This window comes from uncultured Brevundimonas sp., from assembly GCF_947305955.1.
In the GTDB taxonomy this organism is placed as follows: Bacteria; Pseudomonadota; Alphaproteobacteria; order Caulobacterales; family Caulobacteraceae; genus Brevundimonas.
The window spans coordinates 23629-46058 of the sequence record NZ_CAMZFB010000020.1 but is presented as its reverse complement, the minus strand read 5'-3'; the positions used below and the strand labels follow the sequence as shown (position 1 = coordinate 46058).

Annotated in this window: 18 protein-coding genes and 2 pseudogenes; 4 read left to right on the top strand and 16 right to left on the bottom strand. The window is 63.3% G+C overall.

Translation table 11 applies throughout. From position 1 onward, the window contains the following. A pseudogene (locus tag Q0Y42_RS07045) lies at nucleotides 1–393 on the bottom strand (hypothetical protein); the annotation flags it as partial. A gap of 162 nt (nucleotides 394–555) precedes the next feature. Here Q0Y42_RS07045 and Q0Y42_RS07040 point away from each other — a divergent pair. Then, a complete protein-coding gene (locus Q0Y42_RS07040) occupies nucleotides 556–1557 on the top strand; it encodes a YihY/virulence factor BrkB family protein (protein WP_297801671.1) in 1002 nt (333 codons plus the stop codon). On the opposite strand, the gene Q0Y42_RS07035 is transcribed toward Q0Y42_RS07040, so the two are convergent. Together Q0Y42_RS07035 and Q0Y42_RS07030 are read right to left on the bottom strand one after the other, a co-directional pair. Beyond that, nucleotides 1523–1765 (bottom strand): sulfurtransferase TusA family protein, encoded by a 243-nt coding sequence (locus Q0Y42_RS07035; protein ID WP_297801670.1) that lies wholly within the window; start codon nucleotides 1763–1765, stop codon nucleotides 1523–1525. The two genes, Q0Y42_RS07040 and Q0Y42_RS07035, sit on opposite strands and share 35 nt — an antisense overlap. After that, complete coding sequence (locus tag Q0Y42_RS07030) at nucleotides 1762–2256, bottom strand: CinA family protein (protein ID WP_297801669.1); 495 nt, start codon at nucleotides 2254–2256, stop codon at nucleotides 1762–1764. The genes Q0Y42_RS07035 and Q0Y42_RS07030 overlap by 4 nt, the downstream gene beginning before the upstream one ends. A 74-nt stretch (nucleotides 2257–2330) precedes the next feature. Here Q0Y42_RS07030 and Q0Y42_RS07025 point away from each other — a divergent pair, with 74 nt between their 5' ends. Further along, nucleotides 2331–4613: a fused MFS/spermidine synthase gene (locus Q0Y42_RS07025; RefSeq protein WP_297801668.1), complete on the top strand. Its 2283-nt coding sequence runs from the start codon at nucleotides 2331–2333 to the stop codon at nucleotides 4611–4613. 45 nt (nucleotides 4614–4658) lie between these two features. Here the strand turns inward: Q0Y42_RS07025 and mfd are convergent, their stop codons facing one another. Both mfd and Q0Y42_RS07015 read right to left on the bottom strand, forming a co-directional pair. Beyond that, a complete protein-coding gene (gene mfd / locus Q0Y42_RS07020; RefSeq protein WP_297801667.1) occupies nucleotides 4659–8111 on the bottom strand; it encodes a transcription-repair coupling factor in 3453 nt (1150 codons plus the stop codon). Beyond that, nucleotides 8111–8440, bottom strand: a complete 330-nt coding sequence (locus Q0Y42_RS07015) for a succinate dehydrogenase assembly factor 2 (RefSeq protein ID WP_292053530.1) — start codon at nucleotides 8438–8440, stop codon at nucleotides 8111–8113. The genes mfd and Q0Y42_RS07015 overlap by 1 nt, the downstream gene beginning before the upstream one ends. Nucleotides 8441–8541: 101 nt before the next feature. On the opposite strand from Q0Y42_RS07015, the gene recG reads away from it, so the two are divergent. Further along, on the top strand, nucleotides 8542–10626 hold the full coding sequence (recG, locus tag Q0Y42_RS07010) for an ATP-dependent DNA helicase RecG (protein ID WP_297801666.1): 2085 nt from the start codon (nucleotides 8542–8544) through the stop codon (nucleotides 10624–10626). Between the two features lie 10 nt (nucleotides 10627–10636). Here recG and recO read toward each other — a convergent pair whose 3' ends face one another. Together recO and Q0Y42_RS07000 are read right to left on the bottom strand one after the other, a co-directional pair. Then, nucleotides 10637–11368 (bottom strand): DNA repair protein RecO, encoded by a 732-nt coding sequence (gene recO, locus Q0Y42_RS07005; protein WP_297801665.1) that lies wholly within the window; start codon nucleotides 11366–11368, stop codon nucleotides 10637–10639. 1 nt (nucleotide 11369) lies between these two features. Beyond that, nucleotides 11370–11846 carry a nuclear transport factor 2 family protein gene (locus Q0Y42_RS07000; RefSeq protein WP_297801664.1) on the bottom strand — a complete coding sequence of 159 codons (477 nt, stop codon included), beginning with the start codon at nucleotides 11844–11846 and terminating at the stop codon, nucleotides 11370–11372. A gap of 194 nt (nucleotides 11847–12040) precedes the next feature. On the opposite strand from Q0Y42_RS07000, the pseudogene Q0Y42_RS06995 reads away from it, so the two are divergent. After that, nucleotides 12041–13552: pseudogene (locus Q0Y42_RS06995) on the top strand (acetyl-CoA hydrolase/transferase family protein). Nucleotides 13553–13612: 60 nt separating this feature from the next. On the opposite strand, the gene Q0Y42_RS06990 reads toward Q0Y42_RS06995, so the two are convergent. The 9 genes from Q0Y42_RS06990 to Q0Y42_RS06950 are packed head-to-tail and all read right to left on the bottom strand — an operon-like array spanning nucleotide 13613 to nucleotide 22277. Continuing rightward, complete coding sequence (locus Q0Y42_RS06990) at nucleotides 13613–14854, bottom strand: serine hydrolase domain-containing protein (RefSeq protein WP_297801663.1); 1242 nt, start codon at nucleotides 14852–14854, stop codon at nucleotides 13613–13615. 7 nt (nucleotides 14855–14861) lie between these two features. Next, nucleotides 14862–15830, bottom strand: a complete 969-nt coding sequence (gene era, locus Q0Y42_RS06985) for a GTPase Era (protein ID WP_297801662.1) — start codon at nucleotides 15828–15830, stop codon at nucleotides 14862–14864. Further along, complete coding sequence (gene rnc / locus Q0Y42_RS06980; protein ID WP_297801681.1) at nucleotides 15827–16525, bottom strand: ribonuclease III; 699 nt, start codon at nucleotides 16523–16525, stop codon at nucleotides 15827–15829. The genes era and rnc overlap by 4 nt, the downstream gene beginning before the upstream one ends. Nucleotides 16526–16536: 11 nt before the next feature. Beyond that, nucleotides 16537–17463 (bottom strand): signal peptidase I, encoded by a 927-nt coding sequence (lepB, locus tag Q0Y42_RS06975; RefSeq protein ID WP_297801661.1) that lies wholly within the window; start codon nucleotides 17461–17463, stop codon nucleotides 16537–16539. A 54-nt stretch (nucleotides 17464–17517) separates the two neighbouring features. Then, nucleotides 17518–17919, bottom strand: a complete 402-nt coding sequence (gene acpS / locus Q0Y42_RS06970) for a holo-ACP synthase (protein WP_297801660.1) — start codon at nucleotides 17917–17919, stop codon at nucleotides 17518–17520. Beyond that, the gene (locus Q0Y42_RS06965) at nucleotides 17916–18668 is read right to left on the bottom strand and encodes a pyridoxine 5'-phosphate synthase (RefSeq protein ID WP_297801659.1); all 753 of its coding nucleotides are present in this window, start codon (nucleotides 18666–18668) and stop codon (nucleotides 17916–17918) included. The genes acpS and Q0Y42_RS06965 overlap by 4 nt, the downstream gene beginning before the upstream one ends. Nucleotides 18669–18681: 13 nt before the next feature. Beyond that, a complete protein-coding gene (pyrE, locus tag Q0Y42_RS06960; RefSeq protein ID WP_297801658.1) occupies nucleotides 18682–19266 on the bottom strand; it encodes an orotate phosphoribosyltransferase in 585 nt (194 codons plus the stop codon). Between the two features lie 49 nt (nucleotides 19267–19315). Then, nucleotides 19316–20080, bottom strand: coding sequence for a TIGR00730 family Rossman fold protein (locus Q0Y42_RS06955; RefSeq protein WP_297801657.1), 765 nt, complete (start codon nucleotides 20078–20080; stop codon nucleotides 19316–19318). Between the two features lie 43 nt (nucleotides 20081–20123). Next, complete coding sequence (locus Q0Y42_RS06950; protein ID WP_297801679.1) at nucleotides 20124–22277, bottom strand: bifunctional (p)ppGpp synthetase/guanosine-3',5'-bis(diphosphate) 3'-pyrophosphohydrolase; 2154 nt, start codon at nucleotides 22275–22277, stop codon at nucleotides 20124–20126. Nucleotides 22278–22430 lie beyond the last annotated feature (153 nt).

The following is a 22430-nucleotide window of genomic DNA, read 5'->3' as shown; positions in this document are numbered from 1 at the left end:
CTGACAGCGCAGCACAATCTCTTCTTCGGCAATCGCGGCCCGCATCAGGTGGTCGATACGCATCAATGCCTGCGTCGGGTGCGGCACATCGGCCAGACGCAGGTCCAGCGACGGCTCGGCGTTTTCCCCCACCCCGATAATCGGCAGATAACGTTCGGGCATAACAGCGCGGATGCGGCCCAGCTGGGCCACCAGATCCAGATCATCGACATCCGCGAATACGGCGTCGAAATCGGTAGCCTCCAACGCCATGACGGCTTGATCGACATCCGCCGCCCACAGGGTTTCGCACCCCTGGCCTTCAAGTCCGCTTTGAAGCACGGCGAAGCGCGCCCTCTGCGGCGATACGAATAGAATACGCGCTGCGATATCCACCACTTTACCGCCGTACATAGCGAATGCCCCGAATGGTGCAGGCCGGATGGACACCCACCCCCGGGCGTCCGGCCACGCCAAACTAGCTTAACCGTATCGTTTGATCCGGCCTCACTGTAAAGTTGTCAGTTACAGAAGATCGGGTTCCCCTGGCTGCGGATTGCGGGTAATCGGCACCCCATGCAGCCAAACCTCCCCGAGGTTCCGACCACCGGAACAGACCAAGGGCAGAGCCGCGTCTCGCTCGTCATCCGTCATCTTTCGCCGTTCTTCTGGGGACGGCTGCTGGCGCGTGCCATCTCGCGTTCGTGGGGCCGCGATGTGATGCTCTATACGGGCGGCGTGACCTTTTTCGCCCTGTTGGCGATGTTTCCGGCGATTGCCATTCTGATTGGCTTTTACAAGGCGGTTCTGGCCATCGGGAACGTCAGTGAACAGGTCGCCACCTTTGCCGAGACCGTACCCACGGCCGCGCGCTCCCTGTTTTTGGCAGAGGTCAACCGACTGGCCGCCGGATCATTCCGTACCGTCTCGACCCAGAGCGCCATCGCATTGGCCATCGGTGGCTATGCGGCGCACCGCGGATTCAAGGCGCTGTTGGCAGGCCTGAACCTGATCCACGACGAGACCGAGCCGCACGGCTTCTTCAAATTCAACCTGCTGGCCTTCTTTGTGGCTCTGGTCGCCTTCTTCCTGTTCACCGTCGTGTCGGGCACTCTGGTGACGTGGCGCCTGATCGAGCACGCCTATGCACCCGAGCCGGTCAGCAGGCTGATGATGCCGCTCGACAGCGTCTGGACGGCAGCGGGCCTGTGGCTTGGCCTCGTCATGCTCTATCGCTATGCCATGAGTCACAGCGGTCGCGTCGCCTGGCCTGCCGCCATCATCGGCGGACTGTTTGCCACCGCCATGTGCGGGCTGTTCTCGTGGATGTGCGCCATCTATGTCGAGCAGATCGTCCATCTGGGCGCGACCTATGGTTCGGTCGGTGCCGTGGTGATCCTGCTGATCTGGCTGTCGTGGAATGTGAACGCCATCTTTTATGGTGGCGCACTGGCGACCGAGCTGGAGATCGAATGGAACATCGGCTCCAAGGCCAAGTCGCCGGTGGCGATCGCCCACGACGGCACCACCGCCCCCGAGGTCATCAATCTGGCCGAGCGGCTCCAGTCTCGACGGTAATCGTCAGAACGCCGTCCGCCTCTTCGACCGACAGCACCTTGCCGCCGACATCCTGCATCAGGAACGGCACATCGATGCGTGCCATGGGATCGGTGGCCAGCAGCGCGAACCGGCTGCCCGCCGCCTGACCTTCCATTGCCTTGCGAAGGCGCAGCGACGGCACAGGACAACGGTGCCCGCGCGCATCGACGGTTACCGCCTCGGTCATGCGTCCAGAATGTCCGACAGCAGTTGCAGCGCCTGATCCAGCGCCGCCTGACGCACACCGTCTCGGCCCAGATCACCAAAGCGGCGCTCGACATGCAGTACAACGCCGTCAGCACGCGCCGCCGCAAAATGCACCAGGCCGACCGGCTTTTCGGCAGAACCACCGCCCGGTCCGGCGATGCCCGTAATGGAAACAGCAACCGAGGCGTCGGAGTTGGTAATTGCACCCGTGGCCATCGCCCGAGCCTTCTGTTCCGAGACGGCACAATGATCCGCCAGAACCTTTTCCGGCACGCCCAGCATCTGCATCTTGGTGTGGTTGGAATAGGTGACGAAGCCGCGATCCACCACGCTGGAAGAACCCGCGATTTCCGTCAAAGACGCCGCAACCAGCCCCCCTGTGCAGCTTTCAGCCGTGGCGACCATCAGGCCCGCTTCGCCTGCCTTCGCCAGCACCGTCTTTGCATAGGCCGTCGTCTGTTCAGAAAACATGGATATGATCTTGTTTACCAATAATGTGGTCCATGAGACCGGATAAATCTCAGACGACCATCGGGGGAAACCGGATGACCGACCAGACTGTCGCGCCGACAGAGTCGCCCATCGCGCCGCGCTCATTTCTAACACCGGCGCTGTTTGCCGTCGCCATCTTTACGTCGGCCAGTCTGGTGTTTGTCGTCCAGCCCATGGTCACCAAGTTGATCCTGCCGATGCTCGGGGGATCACCGGCCGTCTGGAACACCGCCATGGTGTTTTTCCAGACCGCTTTGTTAGCCGGCTATCTTTACGCGCACCTCCTGCAGCGTGTTCCGAGTGTCCGGTTGCAAACTCTGATCCATGTCGGGATCTTGGTGGTCGCAGCCCTCTTCCTACCCTTGCAAATCCGCACCCTGTTGGGCGAGCCTGACACGACGCGGCCCATCTTCTGGCTGTTGGGCACGCTGGCCGTGTCGATTGGTGCACCGTTTGCGGTGCTTTCCGCGACGGCCCCCTTGCTGCAGGCCTGGTTTGCGAAGGCTGCAGCCGGCACAGCCGCAGGGCGCAACCCCTATGTTCTCTATGCCGCCTCGAACCTCGGCAGTTTTCTGGCCCTTCTGTCCTATCCGATCCTGATAGAGCCGCTGTCGGCCCTGTCCGACCAACGCAGCGCGTGGAGCATCGGCTACGGCGTCTTTGTCACTCTGGTCCTGCTGTTGCTGGCCCGACTGTGGAATACCGCCAACGCGCAAGTCCCATCCTCCACAGCAAGCCATGAACGCAGCGCGCCCATCCCGTGGATGCGCAAGCTGGTTCTGATCCTTCTGGCCGCCGCCCCGTCCAGCCTGATGCTGGGCGTGACCGCGCATATTTCGACAGATGTGGCGTCCGCACCCTTCCTCTGGGTCATTCCGCTGGCGCTCTATCTGCTGACCTTTGTGATCGCCTTTCAGACAAGGCCGATCATCCCCCTGCCCTTCACGCTCCTGCTGCACGCCGCCGCCATCGTTGCGGTCGTCGCCACGCTGAGGCTGGCGGGCAGCAGCTGGATTTTCCAGTTCAGCCTCCATCTGGTGGCCTTCTTCCTCACCACCCTGATGTGTCACCAGCAGTTGGCCGCGCGGCGTCCGGCACCGGATCGGCTGACCGAGTTCTATCTGTTGATGTCCATCGGCGGTGTGGTCGGCGGGGCTTTCACCGCCCTGTTGGCACCGGTGCTGTTCTCCTCGGTGATCGAATATCCGCTGGTCCTGCTTCTCGCCTGTCTGGCCCGCAGCAATAGCGCCGTGCCGGTCAGCAAGCGTGACGGCATCATGATGTTTGCCGCATTGGCCGTCGCCGTGGCCCTGCCCCTAACCTTCTACCTGTTGCGCTATGCGCCGGATTTCGTAGCCATGCTCGGCAATGACGGGCTAAAGCGGCTGTCGCTGGGCTTCCTGCTGGTGGCAGGCATCTGCGCCTTCCTGATCCGCGATCGCGTGTTGCCGTTCTTTGCCGTTCTGGCTGTGGCCCTGATGGCCAGCTATCAGGTGACCGGCAGCACCAACTACATCCTGACCGAGCGCAGCTTCTTCGGCGTCCTGAGGGTCAGTTCCACTGAGGAGAATGACCTCGGCGGAACGGTGCACACCATGATGCACGGCACCACGATCCATGGCGCGCAAGCCCTGCACCCTGAGGTCGCATGCCGCCCGTTGATGTACTACGCCCGCACCACGCCCTTGGGTCAGGCCGCTCTGATGATGCAGGAACGCCGCCCCGCCATCCGCATGGGCGTCGTCGGCCAAGGCAGCGGCTCCATGGCGACCTATAAGCGCGCGAACGACAGCCTGACCTTCTTTGAAATCGATCCGGTCGTCGATGAAGTGGCCCGTAATCCGGCCTACTACACCTACATCAGCCGGTGTGCTCAGGGCGAGGTGGCCACCGTCATCGGCGATGCCCGCCTGACCCTGCAGAAACAGCCAAAGGGCAGCTTCGACTATCTGCTGATCGATGCCTTCTCGTCGGATGCCATCCCCACCCACCTGCTGACCCGCGAGGCCATCGCCAGCTATGCCACCCTGTTGAGCGATGACGGTGTACTGGTCCTGCACCTGTCGAACCGCCATCTGGATATTGTGCGTCCGGCCATGGCCGCCGCCGATGCTGCCGGTCTCAGCTATCTGCATCAGGTCTATCGCAGCCACCCCGATGCGCCCGATCTCAGCGAGGCCACCACCGAGGCTCTCGTCATTACCAAGACGCCCGCGGCCCTCGCCGACTTCAAGGCCGATGGTCGCTGGTCCGAGTGGAACCCCGGCAATGTGAAGCCATGGACCGACGACTACGTCGATCTGTTCGGCGCCATGCTTCGCGATATGAGGAAGTAATAGAAAAACCCCCGCACCGGCGATCGATGCGGGGGCTTTCCATTTTTATCCGGCACTCGCCACGCGCGCCAGATCGGCGGTGATGCGTTCGGCCACCTTCAGGCGGTCTTCCGGCGTGGGCCATTCGCCCTTCACAACGATCTTCTGGTCCGGCCTGATCTTCCACGTCAGGTGGTTCTTCTGAATCAGACCGACCAAACCCATCGGGTTCGGGAAGACGTTGTTGCGAAGCGTCAGGACCGCGCCCTTGGGCCCGACATCGATCTTTTCGATACAGGCCTGACGGCAGTTGGCCTTGATGCCGACGATCCGCAGAAGCTGCTGCGCCTCTTCCGGCAGCGGGCCGAAACGGTCGATCAGTTCGGCGGCCATCGCCTCACGATCTTCCATCCTTTCGGCGTCCGACAGACGGCGATACAAGCTGAGACGCAGGTTCAGGTCAGGGATGTAAGTCTCTGGAATCAATACCGAAGCACCGACATTTATCGACGGGGACCAGCCACGATCCGCGACCTGTTCGCCCGCTTCGCGCAGTTCCGCGACCGCGTCTTCCAGCATCTGCTGGTACAGCTCCACGCCCACCTCGCGGATGTGGCCCGACTGTTCGTCGCCCAGCAGATTGCCGCCCCCGCGCTGATCCAGATCGTGGCTGGCCAGCTGGAAACCTGCCCCCAGATTGTCCAGCGATTGCAGGACCTGCAGACGGCGTTCCGACGACAGGCTGAGCGGTTTCTTCGGATCGGTGGTCAGATAGGCAAAGGCCCGCGCCTTGGAGCGGCCAATCCGGCCCCTGATCTGGTGCAGCTGCGCCAGCCCGAACATGTCGGCGCGGTGGACGACCAGAGTGTTGGCGGTCGGGATATCGATGCCGCTTTCCACAATGGTGGTCGAGACCAGCACATCATATTCCCCGTCGTAGAAGGCGCTCATCACCTCCTCCAACTGGGTCGGCGTCATCTGGCCGTGGCCAACGACGAATTTGATCTCGGGCACCTGCTCGCGCAGGAATTTCTCGATGTCCGGCAGGTCCTTCAGGCGCGGCGCGACATAATAGGCCTGACCCCCGCGATACTTTTCGCGAAGCAGGGCCTCGCGGATCAGTACCGGATCCCAGGGCGTCACATAGGTGCGCACCGCCAGACGGTCGACCGGCGGGGTGGCGATGATCGACATTTCGCGGATGCCCGACAGCGCCATTTGCAGGGTGCGTGGGATCGGCGTCGCCGTCAGGGTCAGCAGGTGAACATCGGCCCGCAGGGACTTCAGCTTCTCCTTGTGCTTGACGCCGAAGTGCTGCTCCTCGTCCACGATTACGAGGCCGAGGTTCTTGAACCCGACCTGTTCGGCCAGAACCGCATGGGTGCCGACCACGATCTCGACCGTGCCGTCCTTCAGCCCTGCGCGCGTCTCGGCGGCCTGTTTGGCCGTGACCATGCGCGACAGGTGCCGCACGGTGACGGGCCAGCCCGCGAAACGCTCGGAGAAGGTCTTGAAATGCTGGCGCGCCAGAAGCGTCGTTGGGCAAACGATGGCGACCTGCTGGCCGCTCATGGCGACGACAAAGGCGGCCCGCAGCGCCACCTCGGTCTTGCCGAAGCCCACATCACCGCAGATCAGACGGTCCATCGGCGTACCCTTGCCGAGGTCCTCCAGCACATCGCCGATGGCGTTCAGCTGGTCGTCCGTCTCCTCATAGGGGAAGCGGGCGCAGAACTCGTCGAACAGGCCCGCAGGCGGGGTGATGGCGTCCCCGACCTTGAGCGCACGTTTGGCCGCCAGAGCGATCAGCCCCTCGGCCATCGCCTTCAGACGCTCTTTCGCCTTGGCCTTGCGCGCCTGCCATCCGGCACCGCCAAGGCGGTCCAGCTGGACACCCTCGGCATCGGTGCCGTAGCGGGTCAGAAGGTCAATATTTTCAACGGGTAGATAGAGTTTGCTATCGCCCGCATACAAGAGTTCAAGGCAGTCGTGCGGCGCGTCCTGAATGCTCAGGGTCCGCAGGCCTTCATAGCGACCGATACCGTGGTCGAGGTGGACCACCAGATCGCCCGCCGTCAGGGCCGACGCCTCGGCGAGGAAGTTGGACGCGCGGCGTTTGCGCTTGGGCCGCGCCAGTCGGTCGCCCAGAATGTCGCTTTCCGAAATGACCGCCAGCGTATCGGTGACGAAGCCGTGGTCGATCGGCAGCACCGCCCGCAGATAGATGCCATCCGGCGCAGCCTGCACATCCTGCCAATCTCGCACCTGAAGCACGTGCGACAGGCCGTGGTCGCCCAGCATGGCCGCCAGACGTTCGGCAGACCCTTCCGACCACGAGGCGAACAGGACGCGCTTGCCCTCGCCCATCATGGTTTCGGCGTGTTTGGCCACGGCCGCGAACAGGTTCACGCTGTCCTGCGCGCGTTCCGCCGAGAAGCTGCGCCCCAGTCGCCCGCCGGCATCCTCGCCCGATCCGGTGGACAGCGGATTCAGGCGTCGGACCGCACGGCCCGCCAGTGCGCCATTCCATGCCTCGGCATCAAGATACAGCAGTTGCGGGGCCACCGAACGATAGGCCTGCCCGCCCTTGGACTTGGCCGCCTCGCGGCGCGCCTCATAGGCATCTTCCGTTAGGTTCCAACGCTCTACACGCGCTTCCTCGACCAGATGATCAAGAAAAACCGGAGCGTCGTCGGGGAAATAATCGAACAGGGTGTCGAGGTGGTCGTAGAACAGCGGCAACCAATGTTCGACACCCTGACGCCGCGCGCCCTCGCTGACGGCGGCATACATCGGCTCGTCGCCCGGCGCGCCGAACAGGTTGAGGTATCCGGTGCGGAAACGCGAAATGGTGTCGCGGTCGATCAGGATTTCCGACACGGGCGACAGCGATATCGACTTCAGCTGGCGCGTCGTGCGCTGTGTCTCGGGGTCGAAGGCGCGGATCGATTCCAGCTCGGTGCCGAACATGTCCAGACGGACCGGCTCATCGAAACCGGGCGGGAAGACATCCACCACACCGCCTCGGATCGCATACTCACCGCGTTCGTGAACCGTCGAGGCGCGGCGGTAGCCGTTTGCCGTCACATAGGCTTCCAGCGCATCGGTATCGAGGTCCTGCCCTACCTTGGCGTCAAAGCCGCCCACGGTCACCGCATGGCGCGGCGGCACCCGCTGTGCCGCCGCCGCGACCGTCGCCACAACCAGCAGGGGCGTGGGATCTTTCGGGTCGCGCGTAGCCAGCCGCGTCAGGGTCGCCATCCGCTGCGCCGATATCGACGCCGTCGGGCTTAGGCGGTCATACGGGAGGCAGTCCCACGAAGGATATTCAAGGACTTCAATATCTTTTGCATAGAATTTGAAAGCCTGAATGAAATTGCCGGACCGTTGGAAATCGCGTGCGACCATCAGGGCGGCACCGCCTGCGGCCTTCACCTTTTCGGCGACGATCAGGGCATCCAGCCCCTCCGGCGCGCCACCCAGCGTCGCGTCGATACGCTCCAGTCCGGCCTTGGCCATTAACCGATACCCTTGAACACTTCAGCCGAAACGTGCTCGCGCATGAAGGCGCGGATCTTGTCCATCACCGGACCCTGGTGCTCCGGCGGGGTCGGCTCGCGTTCGATGATCCAGCCGTAAAGATACTGGTCCTCGACATCGAGCAGGTCCTCGAAGATGGCCAGTTCCGCATCGTCCAGCGTCGGCGCGACCTGATCGGCGAACGGGCCAAGCACCATATCGGCCTCGCGGAAGCCACGGCGCCACGCGCGGTAAGCGATCCGGCCCAGACGAACCTGACGGTTCGTTTCGTTCTTTTCACTCTCGGGACGGAAGGTCAGGTCAGACACGCTATATCCTTGCCTATGAGGCGCACTTTGAAACTTGGCCTGTCAGATAGCGCCCCCGAGACCGCTTCGCCAGTTCTCTTGGTCGGGCTATGGTGATTGTGATGCGGCCAGAGATTCTCTTTCCCCTGTTTGCGGACGTCACGACCCTGAAGGGCGTCGGCCCGCGCATGGCACCCCTGATCCAGAAACTGGCAGGGCCGACCGTGCGCGATCTGGCTTTCTATCCGCCTACGGGCGTGATCCAGCGCCGCCGCACCACCGCCGCCGAGGCCGTCGAGGGCGAGATCGGGATTTTCGAGGTCACCATCGACCGTCTGATCATGCCGCACCGCCACGGCGCGCCAATCAAGGTGCGGGCCTATGACGCTACGGGGTTCGTGCATCTGATCTGGTTCGCCGGATCGCCGCGCCATATCGAAGGGCTGGCCCCTGCGGGCTCGACCCGTCTGGTCACCGGCAAGGTCGAGAAGTTCAACAACGAGGTGCAGATCTCGCACCCCGACTATATCCTGCCACCCGAAAAAGCCGACGAAATCCCCACCGCCGAGCCGACCTATCCGGCAACGCAGGGGCTGACCTCGCGCCAGCTTCGCAAACTGTGCATGGCGTCTGTCGCCCTCGCGCCCGCGCTGGAGGAATGGCAGGACGCTGCATGGATACAGCAGCGCAAATGGCCCGACTGGCAGTCGGCGCTTCAGGCCGTCCATGCCCCGCAGAACGAGGCCGACCTGCTACCCGAGGCCCCTGCCCGCGCGCGTCTGGCCTATGACGAGCTTCTGGCACACCAGATGGCGCTGGCCCGCCGCAAGGCCAGCCGCCAGTCCACGCCCGCGCCGGTCATCCGCGAGGGCGAGGCTTCGCACCGCCTGCTGGACGCCCTGCCCTTTAAGCTCACCGGAGCGCAAGCCCGCGCCATCGAGGAAATCCGCCACGACCTGAAGTCGGGCGAGCAGATGGCCCGCCTGCTGCAAGGCGATGTCGGCTCGGGCAAGACGGCCGTGGCCGCCGTGGTTCTGGCGGATTCTGCCTCCAGCGGTTTCCAGTCGGCCCTGATGGCCCCGACCGAAATCCTCGCGCGCCAGCACTATGAAAAGCTCGGCCCCATGCTGGAACAGGCAGGCATATCCTCGCTGTTGCTGACGGGGCGCGACACGCCTGCCGTCAAACGCAAGAAGGCCGCCGCCATCGCTGCGGGCGAGGTTCAGGTCGCCATCGGCACCCACGCCCTGTTTCAGGATGCGGTGGAGTTCGACAACCTCGCGCTGGCCGTCATCGATGAGCAGCACCGTTTCGGCGTGCGCCAGCGCCAACAGCTTCAGGACAAGGGCCGCAACGGCGTCCACCTGCTTAGCATGTCGGCCACGCCCATCCCCCGCACGCTGGAACTGACGCAATACGGCGAACTGGACGTCAGCCGCCTGAACGAAAAGCCGCCGGGCCGCACGCCCGTCACCACCGCCGTGGTGCCTCTGGTCCGCATCAAGGAAGTGGCGCAGCGCCTGAAGGCCGCCGTCGAAGGGGGCGCACAGGCATACTGGATCTGCCCGCTGGTGGCCGAGTCCGAGGCCATCGACCTTGCCGCTGCTGAAGACCGTGCCGAGGCCCTGCGCCGCTTCCTCGGGACCGAGGTCGGTCTGGCCCACGGACAGATGCCGGGGGCAGAGCGCGAGGCAGTGATGAACCGTTTTGCTGCGGGGGAACTGCCGGTTCTGGTCGCCACAACCGTGGTGGAAGTCGGCGTGGACGTGCCCAATGCCTCGATCATGGTGATCGAACACGCCGACCGCTTCGGTCTGGCCCAGCTTCACCAGCTGCGCGGCCGCGTGGGACGCGGAGCCAAGGCCTCGTCATGCATCCTGCTGTACGGCGCGGGCGAGAACGGCGAACTAGGCGAGACAGCGACGAAGCGTCTGGAAATCCTGCGCAACAGCGAGGACGGTTTCCTGATCGCGGAGGAGGACTTCCGACTGCGCGGCGGTGGCGACCCGCTGGGCCTGAAGCAGAGCGGCTTTCCCGCCTACCGCTTTGCCGATGCGATCAAGCACCGCCACCTGCTGTTGGCGGCGGCGGACGACGCGCGCCTGATGCTCCACCGCGATCCGAAGCTGGAAAGTCCGCGCGGCAAGGCCATTCAGGTGCTGGAGAGCCTGTTCGACTGGCGCACCGATCGCGCCAGTATCGACTAGCAGCCGCCGATCAGAGGCGCTGTGACGCGTCGAGCTTGTCGATCATCCAGAAGCGGGCGGGCGGCAGCGGCTTGTTCATCGGGTGGAACACGTACTGTTCGAGGAAATGTCCCGTCAGGGCCAGTCCGTCGCGCACGTCACCGTCATCCAGCCCCGCCTGCGCCCCCAACAGGAACGGCGGAAGGCGCAAAAGCTTGTCGGCATAGGGCTCGCCCGCCGTGCGACTGACGGCACGGCCCGTGCGGGGGCTGACCCAGACCAAATCATCAGTCTCGCCCGTCGCCGCGCACCGGCTGAGGTCCAGCCCGAAGCCCAAAGCTTCCAGCAGGCCCATCTCATAGCGCACGAAGATCGCCGGCCAGATGTCGGCGATGGCAAAGGCCGACATCAGCGCGTCAAAGGCGTAGAAGGCGCCGGGGAACGGGTCGCGCTCGGGCAAGGCCCCGCCCGCGACAGCCGCCGCTGCGCTCAGTCCCGTCAGCGCCACCGGATCATCGAACAGGGACGCTGGCCCCTCGCCTACCGGCTCCAGTCGGGCAGAACCCAGCTGGTCCGCCGTGCGGGCGCGGAACTCGGCCAGCACCTTGGCACCGGGTTGAAGGAAGGGCTTCATCCGCCGCGAGGCCCCGCCCGCCACATAGGCGGCGCGGCGGCCATGCTGTTCGGTCAGCAGTTCGACCACCATGCCCGTATCGCCATGGGCGCGGGCCGACAGCACAAAGGCTTCGTCCTGAAATTCCAACTTAATCGGCTTTTATAACAGCAACGACCGCGCGGGCCTTGTCATTGGGAACGGTGAAACTGAGCACATAATGCTCGATCTTCCACCCGTCATCGCCACGGATCAGGGTGCCGGAGCCGCGCACCAGTCCATAGATGTCATTGCTCAGCACCTCGTCAAAGGTCGCAACACAGCGACAGTCCACCGGAGACAGGCGGATTTCCCGCTCCTGCGGCACATAGGTCCAACCGCGTCCTTGCGAGAAATAGGGCTCGGCATAGGCGCGGAACTCTTCGACGCTCCACTGCTCGGTCGCGTCGGTGCCAACAAAACGGCCCGACGGGGTGAAGAGGCTGAAATAGGTTTCTGCATCCGCGTCCGAGGCGGCCTGATGGAAGCGATCCAGCAGGATATCGGCATCTGCAAGGTACGCGCCCTCACCGGACGGCACGGCTTGCATCATGGCAAAAGCGGCCGCGATGGCGAAGAGCGTGTTCATGCATCGGCTATACAACCGCGCGACCTGATCGCCAAACCACGGAGCCGCCGAGCCTCGGCCCAGCGCATACACATCAGACGTCGCTGACCCCAGCTATGCGGTTACGACCAAAGGCGCATTGGAATCGGGCACTTGCCACCATTAAGCCATGGACAGCGCTCTGACTGTAAGGGGGCGCATCTATAGGGTCGAGTATGTCTGCTATCCGTAATCAGGCGCTGAAATCCAAGGTCATGTCCGCAGAGGACGCCGCAGCGCTCATCCCCAATGGTGCCAATGTTGGCATGAGCGGTTTCACCGGTTCCGGATATCCAAAAGCTGTCCCCACCGCACTGGCCTCGCGTATCGACGGCCTGAAAAAGGCCGGTAACGAATTCAGCATCGGCCTTCTGACCGGTGCCTCGACCGGACCGGAACTGGACGGTGAGCTGGCCAAGGTCGATGCGATCAGCTTCCGCACGCCATTCAACTCCGACCCTGTCGCCCGCGAGAAGATCAACACGGGCAAGATGAAGTATCTCGACATGCACCTCAGCCAGCTCGCTCCGGCGGTGTGGCAGGGTGTCATGGGCAAGCTCGACACCGCCATTATCTAAGAGTCCGGCATCACCGAGGACGGCGAACTGGTCCCCTCCTCGTCGGTGGGCAACAACAAGACGTGGCTGGACCGCGCCGACAACGTCATCCTCGAGGTCAACCGCTGGCAGAACCCGGCCCTCGAAGGCATGCACGACATCTATTACGGCACCGCCCTGCCGCCGCAGCGCGTGCCGATCCCGATCGTCAAGCCGGACCAGCTGATCGGCCAGCCGACCCTGCGCGTCGATCCGGACAAAATCATCGCCGTCGTCGAAACCGATGCACCGGACCGCAACCTGCCGTTCGCCGCGCCGGACGACAACGCCCGCGCCATCGCCGCCCACCTGATCGACTTCCTCAAGAACGAAGTGAAGCAGGGCCGCCTGCCCGCCTCGCTGCTGCCGCTGCAATCGGGCGTGGGCAATGTGGCCAATGCCGTCCTGTCGGGTCTGGCCGAAGGTCCGTTCGAGCGTATGTCGGCCTACACCGAGGTCATTCAGGACGGCATGCTGGAAATGCTGGACTCGGGCAAGCTGACGGTCGCCTCGGCCACCGCCTTCTCGCTGTCGCCGGAAGCCGCGGCCGACATCAACAGCCGCATGGAACAGTTCCGTGGCCGCCTGATCCTGCGCCCGCAGGAAATCTCGAACCACCCCGAAGTGATCCGCCGCCTCGGCTGTATCGCCATGAACGGCCTGATCGAGGCCGACATCTATGGCAACGTCAACTCGACGCAGGTCATGGGTTCGCGCATGCAGAACGGTATCGGCGGCTCGGGTGACTTTGCCCGCAACGCCTATATCTCCTGCTTCGTCACGCCTTCGACGGCCAAGGGCGGCAAGATCTCGGCTATCGTGCCGATGGCGTCGCACGTCGACCACATCACGCAGGACGTACAGGTCATCGTGACCGAGCAGGGTCTGGCCGATCTGCGCGGCCTGTCGCCCAACCAGCGCGCCAAGCTGATCATCAACAACTGCGCCCACCCCGCTTACCGCGACATGCTGCAGGACTACTACGAGCGCGCGCTCAAGGAGTCCTACGGTCTGCATTCCCCGCACATGCTGACCGAAGCCCTGTCCTGGCACCAACGCTTCATCGAAACCGGCAGCATGCTGCCGGCCTGAGGAAGTCCCCCACCCTCACGGTGAAAAAAGGCCGGATGGTTCGCCCATCCGGCCTTTACTTTATCGGGCCAGTGCCGTCGGGAACGGCTTGCCCAATGCCTCGGCCATGCCCTGCTGGCTGATCAGCAGAACCTGATCGCGCAGGTGATAGTTGTTGGACAGGACGACGACCGTGATCTTATTCGTCGGCTCATAGGTCACCAGATTGCGGAAACCCGACCACGAGCCGGTGTGATAGATCTGCGGCTCGCTGAACGACGGCGACACGCGCTCGCCCAGCGTGTTCATGAAGATGCCATAACCATAGGCGCGGTGCGGCCTTCCCCGCTCTTTCGGCGTATCGGCGGGCGAATGGTCACGGATCATGTCCGCATAGGAGTCAGGGCTCAGGACATGGCCGTTATGCAGGGCCAGATTCCACGCCAGCAGGTCATCCGCCGTCGAATACAGAGCGCCTGCACCATGCACCACACTGACATTGGCCAGCGGCTGCGGTGTCAAACCGCCGGGGAACAGGCCATAGCCCATAGCCAGACCGGGCGTATTGGCATGCGTATCCGATCCGGTATTTGTCATGCCCAGCGGATCGAAGAAGGACTTCTGCAGATAGTCCTCGAACGACATTCCGCTGGCCCGCGCCACGATATAGGCGGCGGTGTTAAAGCCGACGTTGTTGTAGCGGACCTTGGTCCCTGCCGGAAACTGCAGGCCATATTGGGTCGCATTGATCAGCAACTGTTCGGGCGTATGCGGCGTGACCCGCACCATGCCCCAATGCGACTGGGCCATCAGATCGGGGATGCCCGAGGTGTGGCTGATCAGGTGGTGGATGCGGATGTCGGCCCAGCGTTCGGGACAGGGCTGGATCCACTGGCACACCGGATCATTGACCGACAGCTTGCCTTCATCCTGCAGCTTCAGGATGGCCGCACCGGTGAACTGTTTGGAAACAGACGCCAGACGGAAGCGGGTGTCCAATGCGAACGGACGCCGCTCCTCATAGTTGGCCATGCCATAGGTCTGGCGGAACAGAACCTGATTGCCGCGCGCAACGAGCACTTCGCCGGTGAACTGGCCGGTTTCAGCCAGATGGTCCAGACGCTCTTTCAGCTGCGGCAGGTTCTCGACCACCTCAAGCGGCGGACGCGCCAGCAAGGGATCGGTCTTTGGCGCACGCTTCTCAGCGGTCGGGGCATCAGAATGCATTCGGGCGAGGGTCATCCCCCCGCCCAGCAACGCGACAGTGGCGATACCGATCAGCAGCCAAGGCTTACGGTTCGCCTTATTTGGAACTTGGAACACTGAACTCTTAGACGTCGAATTCGAGGCCGAATTGCGAATACATGGCCTTGGTGTCCTGCCACTTCGGGTCGACCTTGACCGTCAGGAACAGGTGGATCTTGCGGTCGAACAGCTGTTCCAGCTCTTCGCGGGACTTTTGGCCGATCCACTTAAGGGTTTGGCCGCCCTTGCCCAGAACGATCGGGCGCTGGCTCTCGCGTTCGACATAGATGGTCTGCTCGATACGGGCCGAACCGTCGGCGCGGTCATCGAAGCTGGTCGTTTCGACCGCCGCCGAATAGGGCAGCTCCTCGTGGACGCGCAGATAGACCTTCTCGCGGGTGATTTCAGCGGCCAGAACGCGGGCCGGAACGTCGGCGGCCTGATCTTCCGGATACAGCCACGGGCCTTCCGGCATGGCCGAGGCTAGACGCGCCTTCAGGTCGTCAACGCCGTCACCCTTGTCCGCCGAAATCATGAAGACCTCGGTATAGGCCCCCGTCTCGTACAGCTTTGCCGACAGGGCCAGCAGAGTGTCGCGGCGCATGCCGTCGATCTTGTTCAGGGCCAGAATGACCTTCTGACCCATCTTGTTCAGGTTCTTGATGATGGTTTCGGTATCTTCGGCCGACTTGCGGTCCGCCGGCGTACCATCGCGGCTTTCAGCGCCCAGATGGGCCTGTGCGTCCACCAGATGCACGATCACATCGGCATCCTCGGCACCGGCCCAGGCCGAGGCGACCATGGCGCGGTCCAGACGGCGGCGCGGGTTGAACACCCCGGGGGTGTCCACCAGAACAATCTGGGCGTTGTCGTGCATGGCAATGCCGCGCACGGGGAAGCGCGTGGTCTGAACCTTCTGGGTAACGATAGAGACTTTCGAGCCCGTCAAACGGTTGACCAGCGTGGACTTGCCCGCATTGGGCGCGCCAATGATGGCGGCAAACCCTGCACGTTGTCCTTCAGTGGTGACGGGGGTGTTATCAGTCTCGGTCAAATTACGCCTTCTCGTTTCATCAATGCGACGGCAGCGGCCTTTTCAGCCTCCTGCCGCGAACGTCCCGTGGCCCGCACGGGTTCATAGCCTTGTACCACAACCTCGACCGTAAAGGTCGGGGCGTGGTCGGAGCCGGTACGCTCCACAATCGTATAGGTCGGCAACGGGTGCCCCAGACCCTGCGCCCATTCTTGCAGCGCGGACTTGGGGTTCACGATAGCCGGTTGGGGCGGCGAGGAAATCTCGTGCGCCCATGCACGGTCGAATACCGCGCGCGCCGCGTCCAGCCCGCCGTCGCGATAGACAGCTGCCAGCACAGCTTCCACAGCATCGGCGATAACTCCGGCCTTTCTGCGGCCACCCGTCTTGGTTTCGCCAGCAGATAGTCGAAGGGCCGGACCGATGCCCAGCGCCTCGCCCACGCGGGCGCAGGCCGATTTGTCGACTAGCGAGTGCAGACGGGCCGACAGCCTGCCTTCATCCGCTTCGGGAAACTCGCGCACCAGATAATCGGCCACCAGCAGGCCCAGCACACGGTCGCCGAGGAACTCCAGACGCTCGTTGTCGCTGATCTTGGTGTTGTGGCCCTCGGCCACGCTGGAATGGGTCAAGGCCCGCTCCAGCAGGGCGCGGTCCTTGAACGTATAGCCCAGATTGGCCATCAGCTGTTCGACAGCGACGGCTCTCTGGTTGATGTGACCGGCCATTAGCTCAGCTTCTGGAAGAAGCGGCTGGGGCGCAGCTTGGTGAACCAGCTGACAGGGTTGAACAGGCTTGCACCCGGCGACCACGAGAACAGGATCATCTGGGCCTTGCCGACCAGATTCTCTTCAGGAACCATGCCCACGCCCATCGAACGCTCGACGCGGCTGTCAATGGAGTTGTCGCGGTTGTCACCCATCATGAAATAGTGGCCTTGCGGCACTTCGAACACCGGCGTGTTATCCAGTTCGAAGTTCGGGCCGAAGTCCTGCGTCATGAAGCTGCGGCCGCCCGGAATGGTTTCGCGGACCTTGGCGATCGAACGGCTGCCGAACAGGTCGTTCATCTCGGCTTGCGAGACGACAACGTCATCCACCTTGGTGCCATTGATGTACAGCTTGCCGTTAAGCATCTGTACCTTGTCACCCGGCAGGCCGATCACGCGCTTGATGTAGTCCACCTTGGGGTCACGCGGCAGCTTGAACACGGCGATATCGCCACGTGCCGGAGCCTTGCCCATGATGCGACCTTCAAACAGCGGCGGGCTGAAAGGGATCGAATATTTCGAGAAGCCGTACGACCATTTGGAGACGACGATATAGTCGCCCTCATAAAGGTTCGGCTCCATCGACGCCGACGGAATGGTGAACGGCTGGAAGAACAGGACGCGCACGACGAGCGCGATCAACAGGGCAAAGACGATCGTCTTGATAATCTCGACGGTCTCGTTCGCCGCTGACTTTTTCTCGGTCACTTGTTTGGCCTTCTTTCGGCGCCGCGGCGCAGTTATCGGCTTTTCGCTCTCGAGCGCCTCGGGATCGTCACCCACGTCAAAGGGCGCGTCACCATCGTCACTCCAAACGGGTCTGCGGTTTACCTGATCCTGAAGGGATCCCGCGTCACCAAACTCAGCCTTGCTGTCGTCGCTCATCTTCTGCTCGAATCCCCCGCACAACGCGAGGTAACATATCCGCCTAATCGCTGATCAAGCGGCGGGCAAGGCTTCGATTATTACGAATGCTTGAGAATAGGGAAACTCGTCCGTCATGGTCAGATGGATGTGCGCCCTATGTCCTTCAGGGGTCAGTCGCTGCAGGTGCTCGGCAGCGTGGCCGGTGAGATGCAGCGTCGGCTGGCCGGACTTGAGGTTCACAACCCCCATATCCTTCCAATAGACGTCGGAACGAATGCCCGTCCCCAAGGCCTTGGCACAGGCCTCCTTGGCGGCGAACCGCTTGGCATAGCTCCAGCTCGGATCAGGCTTGCGGTCGGATCGTGCGATCTCGATCTCGGTGAAGCAGCGCTTTTTAAAGCGGTCACCAAATCGGTTCAGCGTCTCTTCGATACGGCGGATGTCGCACAGATCAGAGCCGATGCCGATGATCACGCGCTCGCTCCCAGCAAGGCGGCGTCCATCGCGGCCCGCATACGGCGGATCGCGGCGTCCAGACCAACGAACACCGCCTCCCCGATCAGGAAATGGCCGATGTTCAGTTCCATGATCTCGGGGATGTCGAGGATGGTCGCGGCGGTCGCATAGTCCAGACCGTGGCCCGCGTGGACCTCGATCCCCAGATCGTGCGCCTGTTTGGCGGCGGCCTTCAGGCGCTCGAACTCGGCGGCACGCTCGGCACCGGAGAGATTGCAGTACCTGCCGGTGTGGAACTCCACCACCTGCGCGCCAACGGCGGCGGCGGCGGCCACCTGTTCGGGCGACGGCTCGATGAATAGCGAGACGCGGATACCCGCATCCGCCAGCGCCTTCACCACAGGGCCGACGCGGTCCTCATGGCCCGCGACCGCCAGACCGCCCTCGGTCGTCACCTCCTCGCGGCGCTCGGGCACAAGGCAGGCGGCGTGCGGCTTGTGACGCAGGGCGATGGCCAGCATCTCTTCCGTCACGGCCATTTCGAGGTTCAGCGGGCGGTTGGCGCGACGGCACAGCGCGCTCAGCACATCGATGTCGGCATCGGTGATGTGGCGGCGGTCCTCGCGCAGGTGGGCGGTAATACCGTCAGCGCCCGCCGCGAGCGCCTGTTCGGCGGCCCGCGCGGGATCAGGATGGGCCCCGCCACGCGCGTTACGAACCGTGGCGACGTGATCGATATTGACGCCAAGGCGAACGTGACGGGTCATCTCTGGTACTTCCTTACTTTGAAAGGCGACGGCTGCCCGGATCTTCGACCGGCAGCGCCGCCAGTTCCGGCGGCAGGTCATCCGCAGGATAGGCCGGCACGTCCATGGTCGCCAAGGCGATCAGCGGCACACCGACGTCGGCCTTGCCACCCGAACGGTCAACGATGCAGGCCGCAGCAATCACATCGCCACCGGCCTTTTTGATGGCCTCGATGCATTCACGCGACGACAGGCCCGTGGTGACGATATCCTCGACCATGACGATCTTCTCGCCCGGCTCCACCGAGAAGCCGCGACGCAGCTTGAACTCGCCGTCCACGCGCTCGACGTACATGGAGCGCACCTTCAGGTGCTTGGCCGTCTCATAGCCGGGGATGATGCCGCCGACCGCCGGAGAGATGGCGGCATCGACAGCCCCCACCGTCGCGACGATCTTCTCGGCCAGTGCCTTGCACAGACGCTCGCAGCGTTCGCCGTCCATGAACACGAGGTTCTTCTGGAGGAACACCGGGCTGTGCAGGCCCGAGGAAAGGACAAAATGGCCTTCGCGCAGGGCGCCGGCTTCACGGAACTCGTTCAGGACGTCTTGAGTGTTCATGAACGCCGTCCTTAGACCCGCCCGCACAGCCTCTCAAGCCATTGACCGATCAATCGATGCTTTCGTGCGGTTTCAGGCCGTTTTCCAGCAGCTTTTCCCATGCCTCTTGCGGCGTATTGGCAAAGGCAAAGGCATTCATGTCGCGCTCGCTGATCATGCCGTACTTGGCGAGGGATTCGAAATTGATGACCGAGCGCCAATAGGCTTCGTCATACAGGACCACCGGCACGTTCGGGGCCTTGCCCGTCTGGCGCAGGGTCAGGATTTCGAACATCTCGTCCAGCGTGCCAAAGCCACCGGGGAAGACCACCAGCGCATTGGCGCGCATGGCAAGGTGCATCTTGCGCATCGCGAAATAGTGGAACTGGAAGGTCAGCTCCGGCGTCGAGAACGGGTTCGGCACGTCCTCGAAAGGCAGGCTGATGGTAAAGCCGACCGATGGCGCGCCCGCTTCATAGGCCCCGCGGTTGGCCGCCTCCATAATGCCCGGACCACCGCCCGTGGCGATGACATTGTCACGCGGCTGGCCGGGGGTATTGCGGATCGCCCCGCCCTGCTCCGACGCCAGACGCCCGAAGACGCGCGCACCCTCGTACCAATCGTGCCCCTCGGCCACGCGGGCGCTGCCGAACACCACGATGGTCGAGCGGACGCCCCATGCGCGCAGAGCCTCTTCCGGCTTGGCGTATTCCATCTGGAAACGGACCCCGCGCATGGAGTCGCCCAGCAGGAAGTCCGGATCATTCACCGCCAGACGGTACGACGGGGACGCCAATTGGGCGTTGTTGGCGGCAATACGCTCTTCTTCGTTCATCGGAGTCCTCGTGTTGTGGGGGCAGCACGCCCTCGGCGGGCAGTTAACCGCGAACGCGGTCGACTGCCTCCACCGACGGGTTAGCTCTCAGCGCCGCCAAAATCATCGTGGCGTGGCGCGCGTCTTTCACTTCGACATCCAGAGTGACGTCGAAGAAGTCATATTCACGGTGGGCCAGCGACAGGTTCAGAATGTTCCCGCCCGCCTCACCGATGATGGTGGCGACCTGACCCAGAACACCCGGCGCATTGACCATGGTGGCCGCAAGGCGAACTGCGCCCATGCCTTCGCTCTCGGCTTGGGGTGTCCACTGCATGTCGCGCCACACGCTGTCATCGTCGGCATAGTCGGCCAGCGACTGACAGTCGATCGTGTGGACGGTCAGACCCTTGTCCTGTTCCTGAATACCGACGATGCGGTCACCCGGCACAGGCGAACAGCATTGACCGAAGTGGATGGTCACACCCGGCGTCAGGCCCGACCCACGCACGAACAAACGTGCTGAGGAGGTCTGGATCCGTTTGCGGTCCGCATGCGACGGCAGATGACCGGCCAAGGACGGGAACAGGGTTTCCGCGACCTTGTTCACCGGCAAGCGGCCACGGCCGATGGCGTCGAACAGGTCTTCCTCGGTCGGTTGGTTCAGGGTCTCAAGTGCGGCCTTCAGCGTCACGTCTTTCAGCGACTTGCCCGCCTGGGTCAGCGTCTGTTCCAGCGAAACGCGGCCCAGACGGATGAACTCTTCACGCTCGGCCACACGGATGTGGCGACGGATGGCCGAGCGGGCGCGGCCCGTGACCGTCAGGCTGCGCCAGTCGGTCGGAACCTCGGCCTTGGCCCCACGGATGATATCGACCACATCGCCGTTCTGAAGCGCCGTACGCATGGGCTTCAGCTCGCCATTGATCTTCACTCCGACGGCGGTATCGCCGACCTCGGTGTGGACCGCATAGGCAAAGTCCAGCGGCATACCCCCGCGCGGCAGGCTGATCAGCTTGCCCTTGGGCGTAAAGACGAACACCTGATCGAGATACATCTCGAGCTTGGCGTGCTCGACCCAGTCCTCGCCGCCCTCGCCGTGTTCGATCACCTGAACAAGGTGGCGCAGGTTCAGCAGCGGGTCGCGGCCACCATCGGCCTCCATCGCCTCGCGGTCGAAGCCGTAGGACTGGTTCTTATAGCGCCAGTGCGCCGCCACCCCGTCCTCTGCCACGCGGTCCATGGCTTCGGTGCGAAGCTGCATCTCGACTTTAAGGCCGCTCGGCCCCACGACCGTGGTGTGCAGGGAGCGATAGTTGTTCGATTTCGGCGTGGAGATGAAATCCTTGAACCGCCCCGGCACCATCGGCCAGGTGCGGTGGATGATCCCCAGCGCGCGGTAACAGTCTTCCTCGTTCTCGACGATGACGCGGAAGCCATAGATGTCCGAAAGCGACGAGAAGCCCACCGTCTTGCGCTGAAGCTTGCGCCAGATCGAATACGGGGTCTTTTCGCGGCCTTTGACGACGGCCTTCAGCCCCTGCTCGTCCAGAATGCGAACGATTTCGGTGGAGATGCGCTCGATCGCCGGACCATGCTCCAGCTTCAGCGCCTCTAGGCGGCGCTCGATCGCGGTGCGGGCCGTCGCGTTCAGGTGCGTGAACGCCAGCTCTTCCAGCTCGGACGCAATGGAGTGGATACCGATGGATCGGCCCAGCGGCGCATAGACTTCCAAGGTCTCGCGGCTGATGCGTTCGCGCTTCTCGGGCTTCACATATTGAAGCGTCCGCATGTTGTGCAGACGGTCGGCGAGCTTGACCAGCAGCACCCGCACATCACGCGAAATGGCGAGGATGAATTTGCGAAGGTTCTCGGCCTGATGGGTATGCTCGGCCTGAAGTTCCAGACGCGACAGCTTGGTCACGCCCTCGACCATGACGGCGATTTCCTCGCCGAACATATTGGCGATGTCGTCGCGCGTTGCCGACGTGTCTTCGACCACATCATGCAGCAGGGCGGTGACAATGGTGGCCGTATCCAGACGGTAGTCCGTCAGAATACCCGCAACCTGAATGGGATGCGCGAAATAGGGATCGCCCGAGGCCCGCAACTGCGAGCCGTGCATCTTCATCGCATAAACATAGGCCTTGTTGAGCAAGGCCTCGTCGGCAGTCGGATCGTAGGCCTTTACGGCGTCGATCAACTCAAATTGACGCATCACCGGGGAGCGGCGGCCACCGGGACCGGAAGCCGCAGACGCCAACGGCGCCGCCCCTTTCGGGGACGACGCCGTTGAAACCGATTTCTCGGCAGGCTCAGCCGACGACGTTTCCGCCGAAGGACGCGCCGGAATAATAGTGACGCCAGTGAC

Bases quoted from the DNA above. Each gene is read 5' to 3' on its own strand.
- Q0Y42_RS07040 (WP_297801671.1), top strand. From the start codon at position 556: ATGCAGCCAAACCTCCCCGAGGTTCCGACCACCGGAACAGACCAAGGG.
- Q0Y42_RS07035 (WP_297801670.1), bottom strand. From the start codon at position 1,765: ATGACCGAGGCGGTAACCGTCGATGCGCGCGGGCACCGTTGTCCTGTG.
- Q0Y42_RS06965 (WP_297801659.1), bottom strand. From the start codon at position 18,668: ATGACCCGTCACGTTCGCCTTGGCGTCAATATCGATCACGTCGCCACG.
- pyrE (WP_297801658.1), bottom strand. From the start codon at position 19,266: ATGAACACTCAAGACGTCCTGAACGAGTTCCGTGAAGCCGGCGCCCTG.
- Q0Y42_RS07025 (WP_297801668.1), top strand. From the start codon at position 2,331: ATGACCGACCAGACTGTCGCGCCGACAGAGTCGCCCATCGCGCCGCGC.
- recG (WP_297801666.1), top strand. From the start codon at position 8,542: ATGCGGCCAGAGATTCTCTTTCCCCTGTTTGCGGACGTCACGACCCTG.
- Q0Y42_RS07030 (WP_297801669.1), bottom strand. From the start codon at position 2,256: ATGTTTTCTGAACAGACGACGGCCTATGCAAAGACGGTGCTGGCGAAG.
- Q0Y42_RS06950 (WP_297801679.1), bottom strand. From the start codon at position 22,277: ATGCGTCAATTTGAGTTGATCGACGCCGTAAAGGCCTACGATCCGACT.
- Q0Y42_RS07000 (WP_297801664.1), bottom strand. From the start codon at position 11,846: ATGAACACGCTCTTCGCCATCGCGGCCGCTTTTGCCATGATGCAAGCC.
- Q0Y42_RS06955 (WP_297801657.1), bottom strand. From the start codon at position 20,080: ATGAACGAAGAAGAGCGTATTGCCGCCAACAACGCCCAATTGGCGTCC.
- lepB (WP_297801661.1), bottom strand. From the start codon at position 17,463: ATGAGCGACGACAGCAAGGCTGAGTTTGGTGACGCGGGATCCCTTCAG.
- mfd (WP_297801667.1), bottom strand. From the start codon at position 8,111: ATGGCCAAGGCCGGACTGGAGCGTATCGACGCGACGCTGGGTGGCGCG.